Source organism: uncultured Aliiroseovarius sp., from assembly GCF_947497285.1.
In the GTDB taxonomy this organism is placed as follows: domain Bacteria; phylum Pseudomonadota; class Alphaproteobacteria; order Rhodobacterales; family Rhodobacteraceae; genus Aliiroseovarius.
Window position 1 is genome coordinate 1 of record NZ_CANMFT010000005.1, and the last position, 22,758, is coordinate 22,758.

33 protein-coding genes are annotated in these 22,758 nt (G+C 56.1%); 21 read left to right on the forward strand and 12 right to left on the reverse strand.

Annotation, left to right across the window (positions count from 1 at the left end; all coding sequences use genetic code 11):
* Positions 1-606 (forward strand): EF-Tu/IF-2/RF-3 family GTPase (locus Q0864_RS10100; RefSeq protein ID WP_298568842.1); only part of this gene is annotated, 606 nt, incomplete at its 5' end.
* A gap of 232 nt (positions 607-838) precedes the next feature.
* On the opposite strand, the gene Q0864_RS10105 is transcribed toward Q0864_RS10100, so the two are convergent.
* Positions 839-1,639: a hypothetical protein gene (locus Q0864_RS10105; RefSeq protein WP_298568844.1), complete on the reverse strand. Its 801-nt coding sequence runs from the start codon at positions 1,637-1,639 to the stop codon at positions 839-841.
* Between the two features lie 333 nt (positions 1,640-1,972).
* Here Q0864_RS10105 and rpsJ point away from each other — a divergent pair, with 333 nt between their 5' ends.
* Genes rpsJ through Q0864_RS10125 form a run of 4 tightly spaced genes read left to right on the forward strand, consistent with a single transcriptional unit; the run spans position 1,973 to position 3,940 of the window.
* On the forward strand, positions 1,973-2,281 hold the full coding sequence (gene rpsJ / locus Q0864_RS10110) for a 30S ribosomal protein S10 (RefSeq protein WP_091428130.1): 309 nt from the start codon (positions 1,973-1,975) through the stop codon (positions 2,279-2,281).
* Between the two features lie 14 nt (positions 2,282-2,295).
* Positions 2,296-3,033, forward strand: a complete 738-nt coding sequence (rplC, locus tag Q0864_RS10115; protein ID WP_298568848.1) for a 50S ribosomal protein L3 — start codon at positions 2,296-2,298, stop codon at positions 3,031-3,033.
* Positions 3,030-3,647, forward strand: a complete 618-nt coding sequence (rplD, locus tag Q0864_RS10120) for a 50S ribosomal protein L4 (protein WP_298568850.1) — start codon at positions 3,030-3,032, stop codon at positions 3,645-3,647. The genes rplC and rplD overlap by 4 nt, the downstream gene beginning before the upstream one ends.
* Positions 3,644-3,940, forward strand: a complete 297-nt coding sequence (locus tag Q0864_RS10125; RefSeq protein WP_248368181.1) for a 50S ribosomal protein L23 — start codon at positions 3,644-3,646, stop codon at positions 3,938-3,940. Before rplD ends, Q0864_RS10125 begins: the two co-directional genes overlap by 4 nt.
* A 426-nt stretch (positions 3,941-4,366) precedes the next feature.
* On the opposite strand, the gene Q0864_RS16570 is transcribed toward Q0864_RS10125, so the two are convergent.
* The 6 genes from Q0864_RS16570 to Q0864_RS10145 form a co-directional block, all read right to left on the reverse strand.
* A complete protein-coding gene (locus tag Q0864_RS16570) occupies positions 4,367-4,489 on the reverse strand; it encodes a glucokinase (RefSeq protein ID WP_363317617.1) in 123 nt (40 codons plus the stop codon).
* Positions 4,455-4,694, reverse strand: coding sequence for a glucokinase (locus tag Q0864_RS16575; RefSeq protein ID WP_363317618.1), 240 nt, complete (start codon positions 4,692-4,694; stop codon positions 4,455-4,457). Before Q0864_RS16575 ends, Q0864_RS16570 begins: the two co-directional genes overlap by 35 nt.
* 4 nt (positions 4,695-4,698) lie before the next feature.
* A complete protein-coding gene (gene ugpC / locus Q0864_RS10130) occupies positions 4,699-5,796 on the reverse strand; it encodes a sn-glycerol-3-phosphate ABC transporter ATP-binding protein UgpC (RefSeq protein WP_298568855.1) in 1,098 nt (365 codons plus the stop codon).
* A gap of 5 nt (positions 5,797-5,801) precedes the next feature.
* On the reverse strand, positions 5,802-6,695 hold the full coding sequence (locus tag Q0864_RS10135; RefSeq protein WP_298568857.1) for a carbohydrate ABC transporter permease: 894 nt from the start codon (positions 6,693-6,695) through the stop codon (positions 5,802-5,804).
* Entirely contained in the window at positions 6,688-7,560 is an 873-nt protein-coding gene (locus tag Q0864_RS10140; protein WP_298568859.1) for a sugar ABC transporter permease, read from the reverse strand. The genes Q0864_RS10135 and Q0864_RS10140 overlap by 8 nt, the downstream gene beginning before the upstream one ends.
* 70 nt (positions 7,561-7,630) lie before the next feature.
* The gene (locus tag Q0864_RS10145; protein ID WP_298568861.1) at positions 7,631-8,881 is read right to left on the reverse strand and encodes an ABC transporter substrate-binding protein; all 1,251 of its coding nucleotides are present in this window, start codon (positions 8,879-8,881) and stop codon (positions 7,631-7,633) included.
* Positions 8,882-9,079: 198 nt separating this feature from the next.
* Here Q0864_RS10145 and Q0864_RS10150 point away from each other — a divergent pair, with 198 nt between their 5' ends.
* The 3 genes from Q0864_RS10150 (at position 9,080) to Q0864_RS10160 (ending at position 12,177) form a co-directional block, all read left to right on the forward strand.
* On the forward strand, positions 9,080-9,817 hold the full coding sequence (locus tag Q0864_RS10150; RefSeq protein WP_298568863.1) for a response regulator transcription factor: 738 nt from the start codon (positions 9,080-9,082) through the stop codon (positions 9,815-9,817).
* An 80-nt stretch (positions 9,818-9,897) separates the two neighbouring features.
* A complete protein-coding gene (locus Q0864_RS10155; protein WP_298568865.1) occupies positions 9,898-11,265 on the forward strand; it encodes a HAMP domain-containing sensor histidine kinase in 1,368 nt (455 codons plus the stop codon).
* A 252-nt stretch (positions 11,266-11,517) separates the two neighbouring features.
* Positions 11,518-12,177: a L,D-transpeptidase gene (locus tag Q0864_RS10160; RefSeq protein WP_298568867.1), complete on the forward strand. Its 660-nt coding sequence runs from the start codon at positions 11,518-11,520 to the stop codon at positions 12,175-12,177.
* Between the two features lie 6 nt (positions 12,178-12,183).
* Here Q0864_RS10160 and Q0864_RS10165 read toward each other — a convergent pair whose 3' ends face one another.
* Complete coding sequence (locus Q0864_RS10165) at positions 12,184-12,471, reverse strand: hypothetical protein (RefSeq protein WP_298568869.1); 288 nt, start codon at positions 12,469-12,471, stop codon at positions 12,184-12,186.
* 131 nt (positions 12,472-12,602) lie between these two features.
* The gene (gene xylB / locus Q0864_RS10170) at positions 12,603-14,057 is read right to left on the reverse strand and encodes a xylulokinase (protein ID WP_298568871.1); all 1,455 of its coding nucleotides are present in this window, start codon (positions 14,055-14,057) and stop codon (positions 12,603-12,605) included.
* Positions 14,058-14,341: 284 nt separating this feature from the next.
* Here xylB and rplB point away from each other — a divergent pair, with 284 nt between their 5' ends.
* From rplB to rplP, 5 genes are read left to right on the forward strand one after another with little or no spacing between them, the layout of a single operon-like run.
* A complete protein-coding gene (gene rplB, locus Q0864_RS10175) occupies positions 14,342-15,184 on the forward strand; it encodes a 50S ribosomal protein L2 (RefSeq protein ID WP_298568873.1) in 843 nt (280 codons plus the stop codon).
* 3 nt (positions 15,185-15,187) lie between these two features.
* A complete protein-coding gene (gene rpsS / locus Q0864_RS10180) occupies positions 15,188-15,466 on the forward strand; it encodes a 30S ribosomal protein S19 (RefSeq protein WP_246928015.1) in 279 nt (92 codons plus the stop codon).
* A gap of 3 nt (positions 15,467-15,469) precedes the next feature.
* Complete coding sequence (gene rplV / locus Q0864_RS10185; protein ID WP_298568877.1) at positions 15,470-15,850, forward strand: 50S ribosomal protein L22; 381 nt, start codon at positions 15,470-15,472, stop codon at positions 15,848-15,850.
* A complete protein-coding gene (gene rpsC, locus Q0864_RS10190; protein WP_298568899.1) occupies positions 15,850-16,557 on the forward strand; it encodes a 30S ribosomal protein S3 in 708 nt (235 codons plus the stop codon). Before rplV ends, rpsC begins: the two co-directional genes overlap by 1 nt.
* A 12-nt stretch (positions 16,558-16,569) precedes the next feature.
* On the forward strand, positions 16,570-16,983 hold the full coding sequence (rplP, locus tag Q0864_RS10195; protein ID WP_298568901.1) for a 50S ribosomal protein L16: 414 nt from the start codon (positions 16,570-16,572) through the stop codon (positions 16,981-16,983).
* A gap of 693 nt (positions 16,984-17,676) precedes the next feature.
* Here rplP and Q0864_RS10200 read toward each other — a convergent pair.
* The 3 genes from Q0864_RS10200 to Q0864_RS10210 form a co-directional block, all read right to left on the reverse strand.
* Positions 17,677-18,258 carry a hemerythrin domain-containing protein gene (locus Q0864_RS10200; protein WP_298568903.1) on the reverse strand — a complete coding sequence of 194 codons (582 nt, stop codon included), beginning with the start codon at positions 18,256-18,258 and terminating at the stop codon, positions 17,677-17,679.
* Positions 18,259-18,300: 42 nt separating this feature from the next.
* Positions 18,301-18,669, reverse strand: a complete 369-nt coding sequence (locus tag Q0864_RS10205; RefSeq protein WP_298568905.1) for a hypothetical protein — start codon at positions 18,667-18,669, stop codon at positions 18,301-18,303.
* A gap of 169 nt (positions 18,670-18,838) precedes the next feature.
* Positions 18,839-19,462, reverse strand: a complete 624-nt coding sequence (locus tag Q0864_RS10210) for a TIGR02466 family protein (protein ID WP_298568907.1) — start codon at positions 19,460-19,462, stop codon at positions 18,839-18,841.
* A gap of 121 nt (positions 19,463-19,583) precedes the next feature.
* On the opposite strand from Q0864_RS10210, the gene Q0864_RS10215 reads away from it, so the two are divergent.
* From Q0864_RS10215 to rpsH, 8 genes are all read left to right on the forward strand, one after another.
* A complete protein-coding gene (locus Q0864_RS10215; RefSeq protein WP_298568909.1) occupies positions 19,584-20,069 on the forward strand; it encodes a bacterioferritin in 486 nt (161 codons plus the stop codon).
* 180 nt (positions 20,070-20,249) lie between these two features.
* Entirely contained in the window at positions 20,250-20,450 is a 201-nt protein-coding gene (rpmC, locus tag Q0864_RS10220; protein WP_298568911.1) for a 50S ribosomal protein L29, read from the forward strand.
* Between the two features lie 14 nt (positions 20,451-20,464).
* On the forward strand, positions 20,465-20,695 hold the full coding sequence (gene rpsQ / locus Q0864_RS10225; RefSeq protein WP_260518120.1) for a 30S ribosomal protein S17: 231 nt from the start codon (positions 20,465-20,467) through the stop codon (positions 20,693-20,695).
* An 84-nt stretch (positions 20,696-20,779) separates the two neighbouring features.
* On the forward strand, positions 20,780-21,148 hold the full coding sequence (gene rplN / locus Q0864_RS10230; RefSeq protein ID WP_248368122.1) for a 50S ribosomal protein L14: 369 nt from the start codon (positions 20,780-20,782) through the stop codon (positions 21,146-21,148).
* A gap of 1 nt (position 21,149) precedes the next feature.
* Positions 21,150-21,455 (forward strand): 50S ribosomal protein L24, encoded by a 306-nt coding sequence (gene rplX / locus Q0864_RS10235; protein WP_298568915.1) that lies wholly within the window; start codon positions 21,150-21,152, stop codon positions 21,453-21,455.
* The gene (gene rplE / locus Q0864_RS10240) at positions 21,455-22,018 is read left to right on the forward strand and encodes a 50S ribosomal protein L5 (RefSeq protein WP_298568917.1); all 564 of its coding nucleotides are present in this window, start codon (positions 21,455-21,457) and stop codon (positions 22,016-22,018) included. Before rplX ends, rplE begins: the two co-directional genes overlap by 1 nt.
* Positions 22,019-22,037: 19 nt before the next feature.
* Entirely contained in the window at positions 22,038-22,343 is a 306-nt protein-coding gene (gene rpsN, locus Q0864_RS10245; RefSeq protein ID WP_260518123.1) for a 30S ribosomal protein S14, read from the forward strand.
* Positions 22,344-22,356: 13 nt separating this feature from the next.
* The gene (rpsH, locus tag Q0864_RS10250; RefSeq protein WP_275394163.1) at positions 22,357-22,749 is read left to right on the forward strand and encodes a 30S ribosomal protein S8; all 393 of its coding nucleotides are present in this window, start codon (positions 22,357-22,359) and stop codon (positions 22,747-22,749) included.
* Positions 22,750-22,758: the final 9 nt, after the last annotated feature.

Below are 22,758 nucleotides of genomic sequence, written 5' to 3' on the forward strand. Positions count from 1 at the left end.
GCGGCTGTTGACGAATTCATCCCGACCCCGGCACGTCCGGTTGACGGTGCGTTCCTGCTGCCGATCGAAGACGTGTTCTCGATCTCGGGCCGCGGCACGGTTGTGACCGGTCGTGTTGAGCGTGGCGTTGTGAATGTTGGCGACGAGATGGAGATCGTCGGCATCAAAGACACCCAGAAAACGACCTGCACGGGCGTTGAAATGTTCCGCAAGCTGCTGGATCGCGGTGAAGCCGGCGACAACGTTGGCGTTCTGCTGCGCGGCATCGACCGTGAAGCGGTTGAGCGTGGCCAGGTTCTGTGTAAGCCGGGCTCGGTGAACCCGCACACGAAGTTCGAAGCCGAGGTCTATATCCTGACCAAGGAAGAGGGTGGCCGTCACACGCCGTTCTTCGCGAACTACCGTCCGCAGTTCTACTTCCGGACCACCGACGTGACCGGCACGGTTGAACTGCCTGCTGGCACCGAGATGGTGATGCCGGGCGACAACCTGAAGTTCAACGTTGAACTGATCGCCCCGATCGCGATGGAAGAGAAGCTGCGCTTCGCCATCCGCGAAGGCGGCCGCACCGTTGGTTCGGGCGTTGTCTCGAAGATCATCGAATAATCAACTTTGTTGATGTTCGAACGAGAAAGGCCGCCGAAAGGCGGCCTTTTTTGCATTTGAATGTCAACAGAGCGGGGAGGAGCGGCCTTTCTTGTGTAGCTTGCAATGTCCGCTTCTCGGCCTTAGCCAAGAAGCGACCGCCCGAGGGCCACCGTCGGCCAAGTAATATCTTAAACCCCTTGGACCAATTTGCCGCGTGTTGGACATTCTCCGCTACAAAGCCATCTTCACGTCACGGGAACAGATCACGCACATCCAATCGACGCGCAATCGCGCGCCCCCAGACCGCACTCGTTTCTGTTTCGCCAATGAAACGATCAGAGTGTGTCAAAACCGGATTTTCATTCCATTGATCATTGTGCCAATGATGCTCCAAGAATTTCAGGAAATATGCCCGCGCACTATTTCTTTCATCAAGGGTTTTTCTGACTTGCTCTAACCGGGTACGCAATTCCGGGGGCATCGTATCAATCATTCTGTCGATATGTCTGTCGAAAACCCACTCGAAGCGGCAGTCTCGTGGCCGTCTGAACACCGCCAGATGCGGGACTGCCCGATCAGACCACGCGAAAACATCCCCAATTTTCTGGCCGTAGCCACTGTCCGCAAAAGCCTCAAAAAGTGGGCCGAATTGTTCGGGTACAACGAAGCCGCAGCGATCCCGCGCAGAAAGAAACGCATGGCCCCCTTCAAGATTGAGTTCGTGGAGGTAAAGAAAAAACCCTTCGATGACCCAAGTCAGATCCACCCCAAATTGACCAGGGTCATGCAATTTCTCTCGGATTTCCTGCTCTGTGAACAGGCAGACATCGTTTTCGGTCAGCCCGCATAGTTCGTAGATATCCTCTGCAAGACCATAGCGACTATCGTAGACAACGCCGAAATCTTGCCTCATCCCCTTCAAGTCATCTGTGTGACAGTACCAAAAACAAATACCTTTCAGACTGGTCCCGCCGCTGACGCGCATACCCTGAACGATCAACTCGGCAAAGAGCCTCTTTTCAGGCTCTGTGAAGCAGACAGCATGTTGCATGAAATTCAGTGTCCTCTCAACAATCCACCAATGGTACCCTCAGCTGGACTTTCAAGATATCTCAGGTTTGAGATGCTTGCGCCATTCACTAATTGCCAAAATTCGTTAGGTCGCAGCATGGTCGTTAGAAAGGGCTCAATCCACACATTGAGTATTATCCCAGCATTCCCCCTTGCCACCCCCCCACAAATCCCTGTAAGACGCGCGAGTTCGCTGGGCGAATTGAAGAGCGGGATTCGGTCCCGCTTTTTGAATTTGTCCGGGGTTCGACGAGGGCAGGGGGAATGAGCCACCTGTCGTCCTATCAACTCTCTGCCTGAAAGGGCGAATGCTATGACAAGTCAAAACATTCGTATCCGTCTTAAGGCGTTTGACTATCGCGTGCTGGATGCTTCCACACAAGAGATCGTCAACACTGCCAAACGGACCGGTGCAAACGTTCGCGGCCCCATCCCGCTGCCGAACAAGATCGAGAAGTTCACGGTTCTCCGTGGTCCTCACGTTGACAAGAAATCCCGCGATCAGTTCGAGATCCGCACGCACAAGCGGCTGCTCGACATTGTTGACCCGACACCACAGACCGTGGACGCGCTGATGAAGCTCGACCTGGCTGCTGGCGTTGACGTCCAGATCTCGGTCTAAGGAGGGTATCACAGATGCGCTCTGGTATTATCGCAAAGAAAGTCGGCATGACCCGGCTTTTCATGGAAGACGGCAAACAGATCCCTGTAACCGTTCTTCATATGGACAACCTGCAGGTCGTGGCCAACCGCACCGCTGACAAAGACGGCTATACCGCCGTTCAGTTGGGCGCTGGTGAAGCCAAGGCCAAACGCACGTCGAAGCCCATGCGCGGCTATTTTGCCGCTGCCAAAGTGGCGCCGAAGCGTAAGCTTGTGGAATTCCGCGTGTCGGAAGACGCCCTGATCGCCGTTGGCGAAGAGCTGTCGGCCGAGCACTTCCTGGAAGGCCAAAAAGTTGACGTTGCTGGCACCTCGATCGGTAAAGGTTTTGCCGGTGCAATGAAGCGCCACAACTTCGGCGGTCTGCGCGCCACGCACGGTGTGTCGATCAGCCACCGTTCGCACGGTTCAACTGGCCAGTGTCAGGATCCGGGCAAGGTTTTCAAAGGCAAGAAAATGGCCGGCCATATGGGTTCGGTTCGTGTGACCACACAAAACCTTGAAGTCGTGAAAACCGACGCCGATCGCGGCCTGGTCTTCATCAAGGGCGCTGTCCCTGGATCGAAAGGTGGCTGGGTCACCGTGAAAGACGCCGTGAAGAAGAAGCTGCCCGAGGACGTTCCGTTCCCGGCAGGTCTGAAGTCGGCTGCAACTGAAGCAAAGGCATCTGATGTGGCGGAAGACGCGCCCGCGGAAGGTGGTGAAGCATGAAACTTGATGTAATCAAACTGGACGGCAAAAAGGCCGGTACGGTCGATTTGGACGAGGCCCTGTTCGGTCTTGAGCCGCGCGCCGACATCCTGCACCGTGTGGTCCGCTGGCAGCGTAACAACGCGCAAGCTGGCACTCACAAGGTGAAAACACGGTCCGAAGTCAAATACTCGACCAAGAAGATCTATCGCCAAAAAGGCACCGGTGGCGCACGCCACGGTGCACGCTCGGCCCCGATCTTCCGTGGTGGTGGTGTCTATAAGGGCCCGGTTGTTCGCAGCCACGGCCACGACCTGACCAAGAAATTCCGCAAACTGGGTCTGAAGCACGCCCTGTCCGCCAAAGCGCAAGCTGGCGAACTGGTCGTGATCGACACCGCAGACGCTGACGGCAAAACTGCTGCTCTGGCCAAAGCGGTCAAGGATCTGGGCTGGAAACGCGCTCTGGTTATCGACGGTGCAGAAGTGAACGAAATGTTCGCCAAGGCCGCTCGTAACATCGAAGGTCTGGATATCCTGCCGTCGATGGGCGCCAACGTCTATGACATCCTGAAGCGTGACACACTTGTGCTCACCAAAGCAGGTGTCGAAGCTCTGGAGGCTCGCCTGAAATGACCGATAAAGCTGCACTCTACGACGTGATCCGCAAGCCGCTTATCACTGAAAAAGCAACCATGGCGTCTGAAAATGGCGCAGTTGTTTTCGAAGTGGCGATCGGTGCCAACAAGCCGCAGATCAAAGAAGCTGTCGAAACCCTGTTTGGCGTGAAGGTGAAAGCCGTCAACACGTCCATCACCAAGGGTAAAGTCAAACGCTTCCGCGGCCAGTTGGGCAAGCGCAAAGACGTCAAGAAAGCCTATGTGACCTTGGAAGAGGGCAACACGATCGACGTGACCACCGGTCTCTGATCGTCAGGCTTAACTGAGAAATGAAAAGCCCCTGCCGAAAGGCGGGGGCTTTTTTCTATGAGCAGAGTCCGCATTCGGGAAGCAGGTGAAAGAACCCTCGAAATGACAGCCCTTAGCGGACTTTTGATGTGTTGATAAACTGCGGTGATGCGGTTCTCTGTTTTGCTGTTTGTTCACAATACCGGGCCGCTGGACTTAGTGCCTGCTGGGCAACGCCGTCTGGTCACCACCGATTTGCTCAAGCCTCGCGGAGACGCTCAACGGCATCGAAACGTGCCCGGCTTAGACCGCAAAGCATCGAACAGTTTTGCCTGACTTGATGACTGGATTAACATTGAACCCGGTCCCAATGCCCACGACCAAAGACTGTTCCCTGCCTGCCAGTGGCGTGTCACCAAAATGAATTTTCCGTACTTGATCTGGCCTTTAGTCGGAGACTGCATAACCCAAGGCCGTTAGATCATTGAGAATGACCGTTGACTGGCAATTTGCCGACCGTTGCAATTCCGACGTGCTAATCATCCAGTTTTCGTTTGGGCAGCAAGGCATGGTCGTCTCGCACTGGCCCCGTCACTGCGATGATCAAATCCGTCCTGCGTGGCCGCGATTGGCTCTCTAGATACGCGCCCAGCGTATCGCGGAAATGGACCCCGCCGTGGTTTGCAAAACACCTGACGGTTTGCGGAAAGATTTCTCCGTTCCCACAAAGCGCCAAACGGGCCTTCGTGCCGCCGATATCCGCTGACCAGCGCATTAGATTAGTTCAGCCGCAGACCCGTTTCGGGTTCAAAATACGACACCTTGCCAAGATCAAAGGTGAGGCGCTGAGCCGCACCCGCAGTCGCGGTGGTCTCTGCGTGCAGACGCGCAGTCACATGCTTGCCGCCCAGCTCTAGCACCGCGAACGTATCCGCACCCGCAGGCTCTACGATATCTATCACACAATCAGCTTCCTGCGTCTCTCCGGCGCGTCCAAGGGCAGCATCTGCAATGTCTTCTGGGCGAACGCCAAGGATGACGTCCTCCGGCAGGTCCTTATTGCGTGCATCGGTCAAAATGATCGGGTCGCCGTCTTTGCGTGCGATCTCGACCTGCATACCTTTGCCATTCATCCGTGTTTTTGCAGGGATCAGGTTCATCGCGGGGCTGCCCATGAAGTCAGCCACAAACAGGTTCGCAGGGCGGTTGTAGATTTCTGAGGGGCTTCCAATCTGCTGGATGACACCACTTTTCATCACGACAATTTTGGTAGCCAGCGTCATCGCTTCAATTTGGTCGTGGGTCACATATACCATCGATGCGCCAAGGCGCTGGTGGAGGGCCTTGATCTCTGTGCGCATCTCGACCCGCAGTTTGGCGTCAAGGTTGGATAGCGGTTCGTCGAACAAGAAAAGCTTGGGATCACGCACCAAGGCACGGCCCATAGCGACCCGTTGACGTTGTCCGCCTGACAATTGGCCCGGTTTGCGATGCAAAAGTGGGCCGATTTGAAGTTGCGCGGCCACTTGCGCCAGTTTTGCATCCTGCGTCGCCTGATCAATGCCGCGCACTTTCATCCCAAAGGTGATGTTCTTTGCGACGGTCATGGTTGGGTATAAAGCGTAAGACTGAAACACCATGGCGATGTCACGGTCTTTTGGGCTGACGTTGGTCATGTTCTGACCGCCGATGAACAAGTCACCGCCTGTGATCGGCTCCAGGCCTGCGATGCAATTCAACAGCGTGGATTTACCGCAACCGGATGGCCCGACAAGAACAAGGAAATCACCTTCTTCTATCGACACGTTGATGTCTTTCAGAACTTCGGTGCTGCCGTAGTTTTTGTACAGGTTCTTCACGTCAAGAATGGGGGCCATGGGATTTATCCTTTCACAGAACCTGCGGTCAGACCGCGAATGAAATATTTGCCAGCGACGACATAGACCAACAACGTTGGCAGGGCGGCGATGATCGCAGCGGCCATATCAACGTTGTATTCTTTGACGCCTGTGGTTGAGTTTACGATGTTGTTCAGGGCAACGGTCACAGGCTGCGTGCCCGCCTGGCTAAAGCTCACGCCGAACAGGAAGTCGTTCCAGATTTGGGTGAATTGCCAGATGACCGTGACCACGATGATGGGAAGCGATAGCGGCAAGAAGATCGACCAGAAGATGCGAAAGAACCCTGCTCCGTCGACTTTTGCGGCCTTTGTCAGCTCGGACGGGATGCTGACGTAGTAGTTGCGGAAAAACAGCGTGGTGAAGCCAAGGCCATAGATCACGTGGACAAAAATCAAACCCGGAATGGTGCCCGCGACGCCCATGATCCCCAGCATCCGCGCCATGGGCAGCAGGACAACTTGGAACGGGATGAAGCATCCGAACAACATCAAGGCAAAGAAGATGTTTGCCCCTTTGAACCGCCACTGTGCGACAGCATAGCCGTTCAGCGCTCCGACGATGGTCGAAATTGCCACCGCAGGTATTGCGATCAGAAGCGAGTTCAGGAAGTAGGGGCGCACCCCTTCACACTGGACGCCCGTGCAAGCGCTGGCCCATGCAGTACGCCACGCATCAAAGGTGACTTCGCGCGGCAATGACACCAGATCGCCCGTGCGGATTTCATCCAGCGACTTCAACGACGTGGTGAGCATCACAAACAGCGGCATCAGATAGAACAGCGCGAACAGGCCGAGCAGGACATAAAGCACAAAGCGCAACACCAGTTTGGTGACAGGGCTTTGGCCACGCGTTGGGGCGTAGGGCATATCAGTCATCTTTAGTCCTCAATTCGGAATAGAGGTAAGGGACGACAATCGCGAAGACGACAAGCATCATCACCATGGCCGAGCTTGCTGCCTGCCCGATGTCGCCGCGTGAAAACGCCATGGCATACATGTAGGTGGCCGGAAGATCGGTGGCATAGCCGGGGCCTCCTCCTGTCAAAGCAATGACAAGGTCGAAGGATTTGATCGCGAGGTGGGCCAGCACGATAAACGCGCTAAGGAAAATCGGGGCCATCGACGGAATGATGATGGCAGAATAAACGCGCCATGTGGGGATACCATCGACCTGCGCGGCCTTGATGATTTCTTCGTCCACAGAGCGAAGGCCGGCGAGGAATAGCGCCATGACGAAACCAGAGCTTTGCCAGATCGCGGCGAGCACAACGGTGTAGATCGCTTTGTCCGGATCAACGAGCCAGCCGAATTCGAACCCGGCAAACCCCCAGCCTTGCACAGTCGCCTCGATTCCAAGTTCTGGGTTCAGGATCCACTTCCATGCCGTGCCGGTCACGATCATCGACAGAGCCATTGGATACAAGTAAATCGTGCGGATCGCGCCTTCGGTGCGAATTTTCTGATCCAACAGGATTGCCAGAAGCAGTCCAAGCACCATGGCGATCACGATAAAAAGTGTCCCGAAAATCGCGAGGTTCACCATCGCGGTTTCAAAACGGGGAGAGGCGGCAAGACGTTCATACTGGATAAAGCTGTCCAGTTCATAGCGCGGCATCAGTCGGGACCGCGTCAGCGACACCCAAGCGGTCCAGGCGATAAAGCCATACACAAACACCATGACTGCAATGAATGATGGCGCCAGAACGATCTTTGGCATGTTGTCTTGCAGCCAGCGTGTCATGTGATGTCCCCCTTGGGTTGTTGGTCCTACCCCGCAAAGGGATAGGACCGGTTTCAACAATCGTTAGCGATTACATGGAGTTCGCGACAGCGTCCGCCAGCATCTGAACAGCATCTGCTGATGACATGTCCGAATTGAAGTGTGCTGTGACAACGTCGGTGATCGCGCCGGACTGTGCACCAAACAAGGCCATGCCGTGGGCGTAAGACGGCATCAAAGTGCCACTCTCGTTCGTGGAGGCCATGTCAGCGGCAGAGATCTTTGCACACTCATCAAAGCCGGACAGATCAACGTCTGTGCGTGCTGGGATGGACCCTTTGTTCATGTTGAACACTTCTTGGAAGTTCGGTCCCATGATGAGCTTCGCCAGAAGCTCCTGACCCGCGGCTTTGCCTTCACCCTCAACAGAGAACATGGCAAAGCTGTCCACGTTGTAGAGGTAGCCGTCGCCCGGTGTGGAGGCACATGTGAAATCTACACCCGGCACTTTGCCAGCGGCAAGAAATTCACCCTTTGCCCAGTCACCCATGATCTGGAACGCGGCTTCGCCGTTCATGACCATAGCTGTCGCAAGGTTCCAGTCACGGCCAGAAAAGTTGTCGTCAACATAGCCGCGCATCGTGCGCATCTGGTCGAAGACAGCAACCATTGTGTCAGACGTCAAAGCTTCTGGGTCGAGGTCAACGAGTGCTTTCTGATAGAACTCAGCACCACCGAGGCCAAGAACAACAGTTTCGAAAACTGTCGCGTCCTGCCAAGCCTGACCACCGTGGGCCAGTGGAATGATGCCAGCGGCTTGCAGCGCTTCTGCTGCAGCGTTGAACTCGTCCCAAGTTGTTGGCATCTCGATGCCATTGGCGGCCAGGATTTCGGTGTTCGCCCAAATCCAGTCAACGCGGTGAACGTTCACGGGGGCGGCACACCAAGTGCCGTCACATTGCATGTGTGCTGCAATGGATGCGGGCAGCAGGTTTGCCCAGTCATTTGCCTCTGCAACAGATGAGATGTCAGCCAGAACGCCTTCTTGGAACCATTCCTGAATGGCTGGGCCTTTGATTTGTGCGGCTGTCGGCGCGTTGCCTGACAGAACGCGTGCCCGTAGTGCCGTTCCAGCAGCGTCACCGCCGCCACCTGCAACGGGCATATCTGTCCAGGTGCCGCCGTTTGCAGCAAACTCTTCTTGCAAGACCGCCACCGAACGAGCTTCGCCGCCAGATGTCCAATAATGCAGGACTTCTGCTTCTGCATGACCATCGGCAGAAGCTACGCCAGCAGCACATACAGCGATCGCGGATGCGGTGCTCAATACAAATGATTTCATCTTAGTTCCTCCCAAAGAATTGCCCGCTATGGGCAAGATACAACCACCTTGGTGCCGCCACGTCAGCCATGCAACGGTTGAATAGCGGGCTTTCACTGCGATCATGCAATTAGACGCGGAGTCCGTTACACAACGTTACGAAAGCATGGATTCTGTTGCATGAAGTTACATAGCCAGAAGGTGAAAGGGGGCAAAGCAATGGCGATTCCAAGAATACTGGTGGTCGATGATGACATGGACATGCGCCAGATGATGATTCAGTTTCTGCGCCAGAATGGATCAATCGCACTGCCTGCCGCCAATGGTGCCGAGGTCCGCGCCCATATCGACGGCGGGCGCGTGGACCTTGTGTTGCTGGACGTCATGCTCGGGGATGAAAACGGTCTGAAAATTTGCCAAGAGTTGCGACGCGAACAAGATGTTCCCATCATCATGGTGTCCGCCTTATCTGCCGACAATCAACGCATGGAAGGGTATGCGGTTGGCGCTGACGACTATATTGCCAAGCCGTTCAACCCGGAACTGTTACTTGCCCGCGTGAAGGCCGTGTTATCGCGCACCCGTCGAACGTCATCCTTGGTTCATCGACGCAACACGAAGACGTTTCGGTTCAACGGTTGGACCTATGACGCCAAATCAAGCCAGGTTCTTTCGCCTGACAAAATTCAAGTTGCCCTGTCGCGCCGTGAAACCGCACTTTTGCAGGTGTTACTCGCCAACCCCCACATCCCACTGACTCGCGAAGAAATCGCCACGTCTCTGGATGTCACAGGAGAAACCCAGCCCGCAAACGAAGCCTCGGGGCGGGCAATCGATGTTCTGGTCGGCCGTTTGCGCAACAAGATCGAAGCAAACCCCAAGGACCCGCAAATTCTGAAAACAGAACGCGGTGTAGGATATGTCTTCGCCATTGATGTCGCGGTGTCAGACACGTGATCCCAATTCCCAACAGCCTGCGATGGATAGTGCCCTGTCTGGTCATCGCCTCACTTTTGACTGGCGCAGGGACGATGTTGATGTGGGCAAAGTCCACGTCAAACTGGTCCGCACATGGCGCTGACGCTTATAACGCGGGAGTGACGCTGTATTACGCCCTGCAAAACGGAACTGCTCCGCCGGATGGGGTGTCAGTCATGCCCCTGCCGGCCTTGGATCAAGCCCACGCCAATGCTGGATCTTTTCGTCAAATCGCTGGCACGCCTGCGGCCCCGCGCATCACTATCGTTCCGATCTTGCCGGATGCTGCCAATCAAACAACAGGCGCGTCTCTGACGATCGCGATCCTTTCACCGAATTTCACCTATAGCTTGGCGGACCTGCCGCATCGCGACGGGCAGACTGCGGCGGAAACCATGGGAGAGCTGACCCGCAAGCTGGCCGTGTTTTGTAGCGATCCATTTGTGGTGGCCCGTATGGGCGAGGCAGACTGGGCGAAACTGGATGGAGCCTCGGTCTGGAACTGTGATGTCGCGCCCGCAGATCGTCGCATATTGGCGGCGCTGCTGGGAATCGTCGGGATAAGTATCTTGATGACGGTTGCGCTCAACCTGCCGACCACATTCTCGGCCTTTGCGGGACAACTGCGCAACCGCCGCCGCGTCGGTGGGCCCGCGCGATATGACGCACAGGGTCCACAGGAACTGCAAGAGATCGTGGCCGCTGTGAATGGATATCTGGAAATTGAACGCGATCAACTGGCCAGCCGCGCGGCAGTCCTTTCAGGTGTAAGCCACGACCTGGGAACGCCCGCGACGCGTTTACGCCTGCGCGCCGCATTGATCGACGACCCGGACTTGCGGCAGAAATTTGACGCGGACATCGACAGCATGACGGGCATTATTGAAAGCGTGTTAACCTACACTCACGCCGAAATGGACGCCGAACAACCCAGGAACCTTTCGCTGACGTCATTGATCGACGCCATTGTCGCCAATTACCAAGACGTCGGACGGCCTGTGACTTATCGCAAAGCCAAAGACGTTATCGTGCAGGGTGGCCAATCCATTTTCATGTCTCGCCAAGGCTATGGCGTGGTGTCCACTGACCGCGATACGGTGATCTATGGCCGCCCAATTTCACTAGAACGCGCCATTACCAACCTGATCGAAAACGCACTGAAATATGGCCGCCGCGCGACCGTTTCGCTTGAAGCGGACGCACAGACGGCGACGGTTGTGATCGAAGACGAAGGTTCCGAAAGCTCCGCTGCCGAGATTGAAAAGCTCCTCGCCCCATTTCAGCGCGGTGAGCACACCGCAACGATTGACGGCCATGGGTTAGGCCTAACGATCGTCGCGACAATCGCGAAACTGCATGGCGGGAAGCTCAGCTTTGAGGACACGTCGGTCGGTGTGTCCGCACGTTTGGAGATTCAGCGCTTCTGACAGGAGTTAAAAAGATGCCCTGTCGGCAATGGCAATCCTGCACTTCCCTCTCGTTCTTGACCAACGCAAGCAGCGAATGTCCGCTTGCGCCCCGCAAACCTGCAGTTTCTCCATACTCCTCTAATGGGGATATCCAGTCACGCTTTCGCACTCGATTGGGCTGCACACAGCATTTTGACTCGCGATTTGCGCTAACATGAATAGATTAGGGCAGTTCGATTATCGACTCATCGTGAAATGAGGGTTTCGCCTATGTTGACCAGACGCCACTTCGTAATCACATCCGCCGCGATGTTTTCGGCCGCCATTGCGCCCGCTTTTGCCGGGCCTGTGTCGAACCGTTCGAAATGGGCTGCCTATGACGCACAGGTGACGCCTGTGAATTACGATCCTGCTACGACGAACCCGTGGGGCTTGCATCCGCGTTTTCTGCCGCAATTGGTCGAGGCGAATGCTGGCCTGAAACCCGGCGACATCCATGTCGATGCCGTGGCGCGCTATCTTTACCACATCCGCGACAACGGCACAGCGATGCGGTATGGGGTAGCGATCGCGCGTGGCAATCTGTACGAGCCGGGTGTCTACACGATCCGTCGCAAAGCCAAATGGCCCACATGGATTCCGACCAAGGACATGATCGAGCGTGATCCCGATGTTTATGGACCGCTTGCAGAGGGCATGGATGGTGGGCCGAAGAACCCGCTGGGCTCGCGCGCCTTCTACCTGTTCAAAGGGAACCGCGATACCTATCTGCGCATCCATGGCTCTCCGGCACCGCGTTCTATCGGCGGGCGGGCCAGTTCCGGCTGTGTGCGCATGGTTATGGCGCATATCATCGGGCTGTATGATCAGGTGAACACCGGCGTGACCGCGCACCTTTACCCGACAGAGATCGTCACCGCACGCAACTGATTGCAATCAGGCCTCTGCAGGGGTGTCACGCTTGGCGCAGATCGGCTGCCCTTTGCGGTTGCGCAGCGGCAGGTAAGTTGTCTCGACAGGGCCGTTGTAGCGATACACGAAGCACCCGTCCGCGTTGTTGATCCGCACATCGCTCAGATCCTGACCGGGCCCGGCAATCGCGCGCACGTTTTCCGGCACTTCGGCAAACGACCGTGTGTTCGTATTGCCGCTTACCCCTTCAGGGCTGACACAGGCCGAAAGCAGCAATACCGCGCTGCCCGACAAAAAAACCATCTTCTTCATCACAAATATCCCACAGACTTCTTCATGGGCAGGATGGTCGATTTAGGATCAAAGGGGAAGTGGGATTTGAAAGGGAAGATCTGGCGCGCGCGCGGGCCAGTATTGCAAGGGAACACGCGGCACTATTGACTTCAACACCCCCGCAAGAGCGCCTTCCGGTCGCCGACGAATGTTTCGTATGCCTGCATCAAGGGGGCTTGCAGGTTGCGATCCGCCTGAAACGCGTGAGCTATACGCGGCGCAATACAGGCTTGTGTAACTGACGCGCTGCCGCTTGCAATCATCCCCAGGCGTGCCGCACCAAGAGCTGCGCCAAGATCACCTTGGGTGGGTAGCCAGACGGGAATATCAAGGACACTTGCAAGAAGCTTAAGCCAATATTGCGAACGCGCGCCGCCACCGGTCGCGATCAACTGATCTATTTGTGTGCCAGCCGCGGATAAGGCGTCGCGGTTCTCCCGGAAGGTAAAAGCGACGCCCTCCAAGACGGCTTGGGTCAGTTCGGCTCTTGAAGTTGCAGTCGTTAACCCGGAAAAACTGGCGGTCATACCAGGGTCGTTATGGGGCGTCCGCTCGCCCGCGAGGTAGGGAAGGAAGGTGACGGAACCGGGCGGGTTCAGGTCGGTTCCCAGATCGGCGATCAGCGCGGCCGGGGCGACACCGCAGATGTTCGACCACCAGCCAAGCGCCGATGCGGCAGACAACACAACACCCATTTGGTGCCATGTGTCGGGCAATGTATGGCAGAAACTGTGAACGGCGGTTTCCGGGGCAGGGCGGAAAGCCTCTGTCGCAGCGAACAAGACGCCCGATGTCCCAAGTGACAAAAAGCCTGAGCCTTCTGTGACTGTGCCCAAACCAATAGCAGAAGCCGCGTTGTCGCCCGCACCGCCTGCGACTGCTACATCTCTCTGCATTCCCCAGCGGTCTGCGTGCTGTTGCTTCAGTCGTCCTGAGGCCTCTGTGCCTTCGATCAGCTTTGGCACCTGATTTATGGTCAGATCACATGCGCCAAGCAGTTGTTCCGACCACTGCCGCGCGCCAGTATCCAGCCACGCGGTGCCAGAGGCATCTGACATTTCGGACGCGTATTCGCCGGTCAGGTAGAGCCGCAAATAATCTTTTGGCAGAAGAACCTGCGCGATTTGGCCAAAAACTTCTGGCTCGTGCTTCTGAAGCCAAACCAGCTTGGGGGCGGTGAAGCCCGGAAAGACGATATTGCCAGTGATCCGACGGAACTGCGGATCAGCGTCCAGCGCTGCGGCTTCGACATGGCTGCGCGTGTCATTCCAAAGAATGCATGGCCGTAGAACCTTGCCTGTCTTGTCCAGCAAGGTTGCGCCATGCATTTGCCCCGACAGACCGATACCTTTGATATCGCTCATTGCCGAACCGATTTCCAACTTCAGCGCATCAAGCCCGGTCTCTAGTGCGTCAATCCAGTCCGAAGGGGTCTGTTCAGACCAGCCGGAGTGAGCATGTGTCACTGTCAGAGGAACCGTATGGGTTGCGATGGTTTTCTGCTCCGGATCAATCGCCAGCAACTTGATCGCGGAAGTGCCCAGATCGATTCCCAGAAATATCATCGCGTTCACACCCCGCCCGCTCCACTTGACCACTGTTTTAGGTCAACCTTCGCCTTGCGTATAGAGAAGACGGCAGGCACAAAGTCAGGGTGTGCTGCTTGACCCGTAAAACAGCCGGCTGAAAACGCCACGCACTATAGACACCCCCAACCTTCCCTGATACATCCCCCCAATCGTGTGGCCTCGGATTCGTTCCGGGGCCCATGATATTTGGAATTTGGGGACCTTCGGGGCCCTGTAAACGAGGCAGGAAACTGCCGCAAAGCAAACGGAAGACAGAAAGCATGGCACTCAAGTCGTACAAACCGACGACGCCAGGCCAGCGTGGGCTGGTTCTGATCGACCGTTCGGAGCTTTGGAAAGGTCGCCCAGTCAAGTCCCTTACAGAGGGTCTGACGAAATCGGGTGGTCGGAACAATACCGGACGGATTACGTCGCGCCGCCGTGGTGGTGGTGCGAAGCGTCTCTATCGCATCGTTGACTTCAAACGGAACAAGTTTGACGTCGCCGCTACAGTTGAGCGGATCGAATATGACCCCAACCGGACCGCGTTCATCGCCCTCGTAAAATACGAAGACGGCGAACAGGCCTACATCCTTGCCCCGCAGCGTTTGGCTGTTGGTGACACGGTGATCGCATCGGCAAAAGCCGACGTGAAGCCTGGCAACGCGATGCCCTTCTCGGGCATGCCGATTGGTACCATCGTTCACAACATCGAGATGAAGCCAGGCAAGGGCGGCCAGATCGCTCGTGCAGCCGGCACGTATGCTCAGTTCGTTGGTCGTGATGGTGGCTACGCTCAGATCCGCTTGAGCTCGGGTGAACTGCGCCTTGTGCGTCAGGAATGCATGGCCACCGTTGGTGCCGTGTCGAACCCCGACAACTCGAACCAAAACTACGGTAAAGCCGGTCGTATGCGCCACAAAGGCATCCGCCCCAGCGTCCGTGGTGTGGTTATGAACCCTGTAGATCACCCGCACGGTGGTGGTGAGGGTCGGACCTCGGGTGGTCGTCACCCGGTTACCCCTTGGGGTAAGCCGACCAAGGGTGCACGTACCCGCAATAAGAACAAGGCGTCGTCGAAGCTGATCATCCGCTCGCGTCACGCCAAGAAGAAGGGCCGCTAACACATGGCACGTTCTGTCTGGAAAGGCCCTTTTGTTGACGCTTACGTCCTCAAAAAAGCCGAGAAAACCCGCGAGTCGGGTAAAAACGAGGTCATCAAGATCTGGTCGCGTCGTTCGACCATTCTGCCCCAGTTCGTGGGTCTGACCTTTGGCGTCTATAACGGCCACAAGCACATCCCTGTGAATGTGACCGAAGACATGATTGGCCAGAAGTTCGGTGAGTATTCGCCGACGCGGACCTACTACGGTCACGCGGCTGATAAAAAAGCGAAGAGGAAGTAAGCCATGGGTAAGGATAAAAATCCCCGCCGCGTGGCCGATAACGAAGCAATGGCGAAAACCCGCATGCTTCGTACGTCCCCGCAGAAGCTGAACTTGGTTGCTGGCATGATCCGCGGCAAGAAGGTGGACAAGGCCCTGACGGACCTCACCTTCTCGAACAAGCGGATCGCGCAGGACGTGAAGAAATGCCTTCAGTCCGCCATCGCCAATGCCGAGAACAACCACAACCTGGACGTCGATGAACTGATCGTCGCCGAGGCTTATGTCGGCAAAAACCTGACCATGAAACGCGGACGTCCGCGCGCCCGTGGTCGTTTCGGCAAAATCATCAAACCGTTCTCGGAACTCACCATCAAGGTGCGTCAAGTTGAGGAGCAAGCCTAATGGGTCAAAAGGTAAATCCGATTGGCATGCGCCTTCAGGTCAACCGCACCTGGGACAGCCGCTGGTATGCAGACACGAAAGATTACGGCGATCTTCTGATGGAAGATCTGAAAATTCGTGACTTCATCAAAACCGAATGCAAGCAAGCAGGCATCAGCCGTGTGATCATCGAACGTCCGCACAAAAAGTGCCGCGTCACGATCCACACTGCCCGCCCCGGCGTCATCATCGGCAAGAAAGGCGCAGACATCGAAACCCTGCGCAAGAAAATCGCCAAGATGACGGACTCGGAACTGCATCTCAACATCGTTGAGGTTCGCAAGCCCGAGCTGGACGCCGCATTGGTCGCAGAATCGATCGCTCAGCAGCTTGAGCGCCGTGTGTCCTTCCGTCGTGCCATGAAGCGCGGCGTGCAGAACGCAATGCGTATGGGCGCTCTGGGCATCCGTGTAAACGTCGCGGGCCGCCTTGGTGGTGCCGAGATCGCGCGGACCGAATGGTATCGCGAAGGCCGTGTGCCGCTGCACACTCTGCGCGCTGACATCGATTATGCACATGCTGAAGCAATGACGCCTTACGGCATCATCGGCATCAAAACCTGGATCTTCAAAGGTGAGATTATGGAGCACGACCCTGCTGCTCGTGATCGTCGCCAGGCAGAGCTTCAGGAAGGTCCCGCGCCTCGTGGCGCTGGCGGCCGTCGCTAAGGAGCCTGAGATATGCTGCAACCAAAGCGTACTAAATTCCGCAAGATGCACAAAGGTCGGATCAAAGGTCTGGCCAAAGGTGGATCGGATCTGAACTTCGGCACTTACGGCCTGAAGGCTCTCCAGCCTGAACGCGTAACCGCCCGTCAGATCGAAGCCGCTCGTCGTGCCATGACGCGTCACATGAAGCGTCAGGGCCGTGTCTGGATCCGCATCTTCCCGGACACTCCGGTGACCTCGAAACCGACCGAAGTCCGTATGGGTAAAGGTAAAGGTTCCGTGGACTACTGGGCGTGCCGTGTGAAACCGGGTCGCGTGATGTTCGAGATTGATGGCGTAACGGACGACGTGGCGCGTGAAGCCCTGCGTTTGGCCGCGATGAAGCTGCCAATCAAATCGCGCATTGTGGTTCGTGAGGACTGGTAATTTTCGCTGACGCGAAAATTCTGGTGAAATGATTAAAACCCCCGTCGAGAAATCGGCGGGGGTTTTTGCTGGATTGCTTGAGGTGACACTTCTATCTCTAGGTGAAATTAATCTATTTGAAAGTCTCCGCTATGCGATCCCTTGTATTTGTTCCATTCGTTCTTGCCGCAACCCTTCAATCGGCCACAGCCGAGATCGGCGTCGGTCGTGAGGCCAAATGCCTTGTCATAGAAGACGGAACGCGATTTGTGGACGGGATCTGCGAATTCACACCTAGCGAAAGAGACGGGTCGTTTCACTTTAAGACTTACAATGGCCAATTCTGGGGGCATCTGAATGTGGTGTCGAAAGGTGTTGGGGAAGTCTTCTGGAACGGAGAGCCATACGCGAGCCATGCACACAACAGTCAGTTCGATCTCATTCGCAATGAAGCGTGTTGGGTGAACGAGCGGTCTTCATTCTGTTTTTGGTAGGCAATAGGTACTTAAATCAATTTGGCGAACACCGTCCCGTGCCAGCACGGGCCACGCCCGACCCTCCCCCCCCCCGGGAGGGCGTATTGCGGCATTCCAGACAATTGCACCGTTGTGATTGAAGAGCTGCCGCGCGTAATGCAGCGTTGGTGAAACGCTCACCCAGGGTCGGGCGTGGCCCTTTGTTGGGTCGTATTAGGCAGGGGCGCGCGGCGTGGTCCTACACCCCAACCCCCAAGACCCCAATCGCCTCTTCCAGTTGGGTCTCTTCATAGCCGAAATGCGAGTGCACAACGCTTTCCAGCTGTCGGAACACCGCACGGGCCTCGTTGAACTTTTCTGCGTCCACCTCGAACATCAGCGCCATCGCGGCGCGTTCAAGCCGGATCAGCAACTCGTGCACGACCTTATGTTCTTCGACCAACCGCGCGACCACGGCACGCAGGGCGTCGTTACCTTTGCCTGCAAGCTCGGGAAACAGGCTATATTCCTCGGCGTCGTGGTGGAAGGTCAGCACCTTGCATTCCCGCCCGCAGAGTGATCCGAACTGCCGGACATTCTGTGCGAAACTAGCCGAGAGGAGTGCAGCCGAAAGGTCTTCACCCGACGCCTCATCTGCCTCGATCCTGTCCAACACAATCCCGATCCGACCCACATCATTCAGATGCATCCGATGGATCGCGGCCAACCGCCGGCCCATACGGCGGTCCTGTTCAGTTGCCTCGGGCAGGGCAGACATTTCCGGGCGCGTGCCAAACTCAACCGTCAGGTCCGCCAGTGGTGTGTCGTGAAGCGTGTTCATGGTGTCCTCTACCGCACCGCGGGCCACAACGACCACGGAGCACTAGCGCAATAATTCATCCATCAGGCCGATCACTTCAAGAATTCTAAATGTTGTCGGATCGGCGCGATAAATCATCTCTCCCACACGATAGTAGCGATAGCTTGGGTCAAGCCGATAACGGTCGTAATCGGTGAAGTGATAATACTCATAATCGTCCAGATCATCGCCAATCCGCGGTTTCGCGAGTCCCGGTGGAATGCAGGGCGGGTTCTTTTTGGCCAGTCCGGGTGGGCACCACTTTGTGGCGACGCCCTTGTTGGTCGCGTTGCCTTTTACCTTACCGTGGCCCTTGCCGTTTTCGGCAAGACTTGCCGTCGCCATCAATGGGACCAGAACAAGGACCAAAGCAGCCTTCGCAATGGTATTCATCATTCTCTCCGTTCGTTAGTTGAGGCGGTCCTAGATAGATTACGGACCGCCATCTTTCAGCTTACAACTGGAGTGAAATTGCGCAGGGCTGGGTTGATATACAATATCACGTGCTAGGCATCTAACACGGGTTGCGGTTTTCCGCCGTAGAAGGCTCTGATGAACGCGCCTACTCACCCCATCTATAATTAAAACTCACCGACAGCCGCTCTTCGTCACCCGTGTTCTGCATCACCTCGTGGCGCAGCCAGCTTTCCCACAACAGCACATCGCCCTCGGCGGGGCGTTTGGTGATGAAGCTTTGCAGATCCTCGCGGGCGTCCTTGCGACGCGGAGGGGCGGCCATCATCATGGCATGGCGGGGGTCTTCATAGCGCAGCGCGCCCGCACCTTCGGGCAAGGCTAGATAGGTGGTGCCCGAGATCACGGAATGCGGGTGGATGTGGGCCGAGTGGTATCCTCCGGGGGGTAGAATGTTGATCCAGATGTCTTCCAGCACCAGCTCGCGGTCGTCCAGATTGAACTCCAGATCCTCGGTAAAGGCCGCGACATGCCTGTCCAAGCTGTCCACCAGATCCTTGAAGATCGGGAACCGCCAAGGCAGGTCGGTCAGCGAGGCATAGGAGGTGTAGCCGGGATACCCCTCGGCCTCGCACCATTCCTGTCCTGCCTCGTCATCCTCGGCGATAGAATAGCAGCTGTCATAAAGCTCGTCCTGGCTGACCTTTGGGTCAAACTCGGACAGGTGAGCGTGGTAAAGGCGGGTCACGAAGAGGGAGGATATTTTGGGCATGGGGGCGTTGTAGAACAGTTGCCAAAAATGGGCGAGCCTTAATGCGACATATTTGCACGCTGGTTGAAGGCATTTTGCAGATGCTTACGTTGAGGGGGAACACGGAAAAAGGAGTTGGGACATGTCTAACGAAACGATTTGCAAACACTTGAATGCAGCTCTTCAAATGGAGATGACCGCAGCACACCAGTATCAATTACACGCCCATGTGCTGGATGATTGGGGGCTGGACAAGCTGGCTCAGACGATGCGCGGCGAGTTTGAAGAAGAGCTGGTCCATTCCAGCCGCTTCATGACACGCATTCTGGAACTGGGTGGTGAGCCGGAAATTGCCTTTGCCGCCACGCCGAAAACAGCCAAGACGTTGAAGGAAATGTTCGAAGCCGACTTGAAGGACGAGAAAGAGGCCATCGCGTTCTATACGCAATCCTCCAAGGCTGCCTATGATGCAGACGACCTGGCGACAAAAGCCCTGTTCGAAGAGATCGCAATTGACGAAGTCGGACATCGCGGATGGCTTGAGCTTCAGCTGAGCCTGATCGAGCGGATCGGCGAGCAACGCTATGCGTCCAAATTCGTCAGTGGCACCACCGAAGAAGAAACTTAATCGCTATCTGAACAGAAACAGGCGCTTTGCTGTTGCTATAAGCGCTGTTGTTTCATATAGACCCACATCTCACGGATTCCGGCAACGGGATTCGTGTGTTTTTACATTCACCCACCAGACATGGGGTGACCTGCCAACAACAAGGGCAGAGCTCTCTGGTGCAAGGAAAGGAAAAGGCGAATGAACGCCAAGGAACTGCGTGATCAGACGCCGGATCAGCTGCGTGAGCAACTGGCCGATCTGAAAAAAGAGGCTTTCAACCTGCGTTTCCAGCAGGCCACTGGTGCCCTCGAAAACACTGCCCGTATGCGTAAGGTCCGTCGCGACGCTGCTCGCGTCAAAACCGTTCTGAATGAACAAGCCAAAGCTGCGGCTGAGTAAGAGGAGCCCTGAGAATGCCCAAACGTATCCTGTCAGGCACTGTAACAAGCGCCGCCAACGAACAAACAGTCACCGTGTCGGTTGAACGCCGCTTCACCCACCCGGTTCTGAAGAAAACCATCCGTAAGTCCAAGAAGTATCGGGCTCACGATGAGAAGAATGCCTATAAGGCTGGCGACACCGTTCGCATCATTGAATGCGCGCCGAAGTCGAAAACCAAGCGTTGGGAAGTTCTGGAAGGCTAAAACAAGCCTTCCCGGACGACTTAACAAGTCGAAACCCTGGGGGTTCCGCCAAGCATCGGCGCCCCAAAGGTCGGGAGAAACCACATGATCCAGATGCAAACAAATCTGGATGTAGCTGACAACAGCGGCGCTCGCCGTGTTCAGTGCATCAAGGTTCTGGGTGGTTCCAAGCGTAAATACGCATCCGTTGGCGACATCATTGTCGTCTCGGTTAAGGAAGCCATTCCGCGCGGTCGCGTTAAGAAAGGTGATGTCCGTAAGGCCGTCGTCGTTCGCACCGCCAAAGAAGTCCGTCGTGATGACGGCACTGCCATCCGGTTTGACCGCAACGCCGCGGTTATTCTGAACAACAACAACGAGCCTATGGGAACCCGTATCTTCGGCCCGGTTGTTCGCGAACTTCGCGCGAAGAACTTCATGAAGATCATCTCGCTGGCTCCGGAGGTGCTGTAAGATGGCTGCTAAGTTGAAAAAAGGCGACAAGGTTGTCGTTCTGGCTGGCAAAGACAAGGGCAAGCAAGGTGAGATCACCTCGGTTAACCCGAAAGCCGGCAAAGCCATCGTTGATGGTGTGAACATCGCAATCCGCCACACCCGCCAGAGCCAGAACGCACAAGGTGGCCGCATCCCGCAAGCGATGCCGATCCAATTGTCGAACCTGGCCCTTCTGGACAAAAACGGCAAAGCAACGCGCGTTGGCTTCCGCGAGGAAGACGGCAAGAAAGTGCGTTTCGCCAAATCGACCGGGGAGACTGTCTGATGCTGGATACCGCAAACTACACCCCCCGCTTGAAGGCAGCCTACAAGGACAGCATCCGTGCTGCCCTGAAGGAAGAGTTCGGCTACAAGAACGAAATGATGATCCCTCGTTTGGACAAGATCGTTCTGAACATCGGCTGTGGTGCCGAAGCTGTTCGTGACTCGAAGAAAGCCAAGTCCGCTGTGGCTGACCTGACCGCGATTGCTGGTCAGCAGGCCGTGTCGACGAAAGCCAAGAAATCCATCGCTGGTTTCCGCGTTCGCGAGGAAATGCCGCTGGGTGCGAAAGTGACCCTTCGCGGCGACCGGATGTATGAATTTCTGGACCGTCTGATCACCATTGCGATGCCCCGTATCCGCGACTTCCGTGGCGTTTCGGGTAACTCGTTCGACGGCCGTGGCAACTATGCCATGGGCCTGAAAGAGCACATCGTGTTCCCGGAAATCGACTTTGATAAGGTCGATGAAAACTGGGGCATGGATATCGTAATTGCCACCACCGCGAAAACCGACGCGGAAGCAAAGAGCATGCTGAAGCATTTCAACATGCCCTTTAACAGCTGATCCGCGGGAAGGAATAGACATGGCTAAAAAAGCAATGATCGAACGCGAGAAGAAGCGTCAGAAGCTGGTGGAAAAATACGCCGCCAAGCGTGCTGCGCTGAAAGAGATCGCAAACGATGAGAGCAAGACGATGGAAGAGCGGTTCACCGCCCGCCTGAAGCTTGCAAAACTGCCGCGCAATAGCTCGGCGACCCGGCTGCACAACCGTTGCCAGCTGACCGGTCGTCCGCACGCTTACTATCGTAAGCTCAAAGTGTCGCGGATCGCGCTGCGGGAACTTGGCTCGAATGGCCAAATCCCCGGCCTGGTGAAATCAAGCTGGTAAGGGAGAGATAGATATGAACGATCCTATCGGCGATATGCTCACCCGTATCCGCAACTCGCAAATGCGCGGCAAATCGGTTGTTTCGACACCGGCTTCCAAGCTGCGCGCTTGGGTTTTGGATGTTCTGGCTGACGAAGGCTACATCCGCGGCTACGAAAAAGGCACAGACGAGCGTGGGCACCCCACCCTCGAAATCAGCCTGAAATACTTTGACGGTGTTCCGGTTATCCGTGAACTTCAGCGGGTTTCGACCCCTGGCCGTCGCGTCTATATGGGCGTGAAAGACATCCCGCAGGTCCGTCAGGGCCTTGGCGTTTCGATTGTCTCGACCCCCAAAGGCGTCATGTCCGATGCAAACGCTCGCAACCAGAATGTTGGTGGCGAAGTGCTTTGCACCGTCTTCTAAGGAGGTCTG

Excerpts from the sequence above, each read along its gene's own strand:
- Q0864_RS10145 (WP_298568861.1), bottom strand. The coding sequence starts at position 8,881 with ATGAAATCATTTGTATTGAGCACCGCATCCGCGATCGCTGTATGTGCT.
- rplX (WP_298568915.1), top strand. The coding sequence starts at position 21,150 with ATGGCTGCTAAGTTGAAAAAAGGCGACAAGGTTGTCGTTCTGGCTGGC.
- rpmC (WP_298568911.1), top strand. The coding sequence starts at position 20,250 with ATGAACGCCAAGGAACTGCGTGATCAGACGCCGGATCAGCTGCGTGAG.
- Q0864_RS10135 (WP_298568857.1), bottom strand. The coding sequence starts at position 6,695 with ATGACTGATATGCCCTACGCCCCAACGCGTGGCCAAAGCCCTGTCACC.
- rpsN (WP_260518123.1), top strand. The coding sequence starts at position 22,038 with ATGGCTAAAAAAGCAATGATCGAACGCGAGAAGAAGCGTCAGAAGCTG.
- Q0864_RS10160 (WP_298568867.1), top strand. The coding sequence starts at position 11,518 with ATGTTGACCAGACGCCACTTCGTAATCACATCCGCCGCGATGTTTTCG.
- rpsJ (WP_091428130.1), top strand. The coding sequence starts at position 1,973 with ATGACAAGTCAAAACATTCGTATCCGTCTTAAGGCGTTTGACTATCGC.
- Q0864_RS10165 (WP_298568869.1), bottom strand. The coding sequence starts at position 12,471 with ATGAAGAAGATGGTTTTTTTGTCGGGCAGCGCGGTATTGCTGCTTTCG.
- xylB (WP_298568871.1), bottom strand. The coding sequence starts at position 14,057 with ATGATATTTCTGGGAATCGATCTGGGCACTTCCGCGATCAAGTTGCTG.
- Q0864_RS10105 (WP_298568844.1), bottom strand. The coding sequence starts at position 1,639 with ATGCAACATGCTGTCTGCTTCACAGAGCCTGAAAAGAGGCTCTTTGCC.
- Q0864_RS10140 (WP_298568859.1), bottom strand. The coding sequence starts at position 7,560 with ATGACACGCTGGCTGCAAGACAACATGCCAAAGATCGTTCTGGCGCCA.
- rplV (WP_298568877.1), top strand. The coding sequence starts at position 15,470 with ATGGGTAAGGATAAAAATCCCCGCCGCGTGGCCGATAACGAAGCAATG.
- Q0864_RS16575 (WP_363317618.1), bottom strand. The coding sequence starts at position 4,694 with ATGCGCTGGTCAGCGGATATCGGCGGCACGAAGGCCCGTTTGGCGCTT.
- rpsC (WP_298568899.1), top strand. The coding sequence starts at position 15,850 with ATGGGTCAAAAGGTAAATCCGATTGGCATGCGCCTTCAGGTCAACCGC.
- Q0864_RS10125 (WP_248368181.1), top strand. The coding sequence starts at position 3,644 with ATGACCGATAAAGCTGCACTCTACGACGTGATCCGCAAGCCGCTTATC.
- rpsH (WP_275394163.1), top strand. The coding sequence starts at position 22,357 with ATGAACGATCCTATCGGCGATATGCTCACCCGTATCCGCAACTCGCAA.
- Q0864_RS10215 (WP_298568909.1), top strand. The coding sequence starts at position 19,584 with ATGTCTAACGAAACGATTTGCAAACACTTGAATGCAGCTCTTCAAATG.
- Q0864_RS16570 (WP_363317617.1), bottom strand. The coding sequence starts at position 4,489 with ATGCCTTGCTGCCCAAACGAAAACTGGATGATTAGCACGTCGGAATTG.
- rpsS (WP_246928015.1), top strand. The coding sequence starts at position 15,188 with ATGGCACGTTCTGTCTGGAAAGGCCCTTTTGTTGACGCTTACGTCCTC.
- Q0864_RS10205 (WP_298568905.1), bottom strand. The coding sequence starts at position 18,669 with ATGAATACCATTGCGAAGGCTGCTTTGGTCCTTGTTCTGGTCCCATTG.
- rplP (WP_298568901.1), top strand. The coding sequence starts at position 16,570 with ATGCTGCAACCAAAGCGTACTAAATTCCGCAAGATGCACAAAGGTCGG.
- rplN (WP_248368122.1), top strand. The coding sequence starts at position 20,780 with ATGATCCAGATGCAAACAAATCTGGATGTAGCTGACAACAGCGGCGCT.
- Q0864_RS10155 (WP_298568865.1), top strand. The coding sequence starts at position 9,898 with ATGTGGGCAAAGTCCACGTCAAACTGGTCCGCACATGGCGCTGACGCT.
- Q0864_RS10210 (WP_298568907.1), bottom strand. The coding sequence starts at position 19,462 with ATGCCCAAAATATCCTCCCTCTTCGTGACCCGCCTTTACCACGCTCAC.
- ugpC (WP_298568855.1), bottom strand. The coding sequence starts at position 5,796 with ATGGCCCCCATTCTTGACGTGAAGAACCTGTACAAAAACTACGGCAGC.
- rplB (WP_298568873.1), top strand. The coding sequence starts at position 14,342 with ATGGCACTCAAGTCGTACAAACCGACGACGCCAGGCCAGCGTGGGCTG.
- Q0864_RS10200 (WP_298568903.1), bottom strand. The coding sequence starts at position 18,258 with ATGAACACGCTTCACGACACACCACTGGCGGACCTGACGGTTGAGTTT.
- Q0864_RS10150 (WP_298568863.1), top strand. The coding sequence starts at position 9,080 with ATGGCGATTCCAAGAATACTGGTGGTCGATGATGACATGGACATGCGC.
- rplD (WP_298568850.1), top strand. The coding sequence starts at position 3,030 with ATGAAACTTGATGTAATCAAACTGGACGGCAAAAAGGCCGGTACGGTC.
- rplE (WP_298568917.1), top strand. The coding sequence starts at position 21,455 with ATGCTGGATACCGCAAACTACACCCCCCGCTTGAAGGCAGCCTACAAG.
- rplC (WP_298568848.1), top strand. The coding sequence starts at position 2,296 with ATGCGCTCTGGTATTATCGCAAAGAAAGTCGGCATGACCCGGCTTTTC.
- rpsQ (WP_260518120.1), top strand. The coding sequence starts at position 20,465 with ATGCCCAAACGTATCCTGTCAGGCACTGTAACAAGCGCCGCCAACGAA.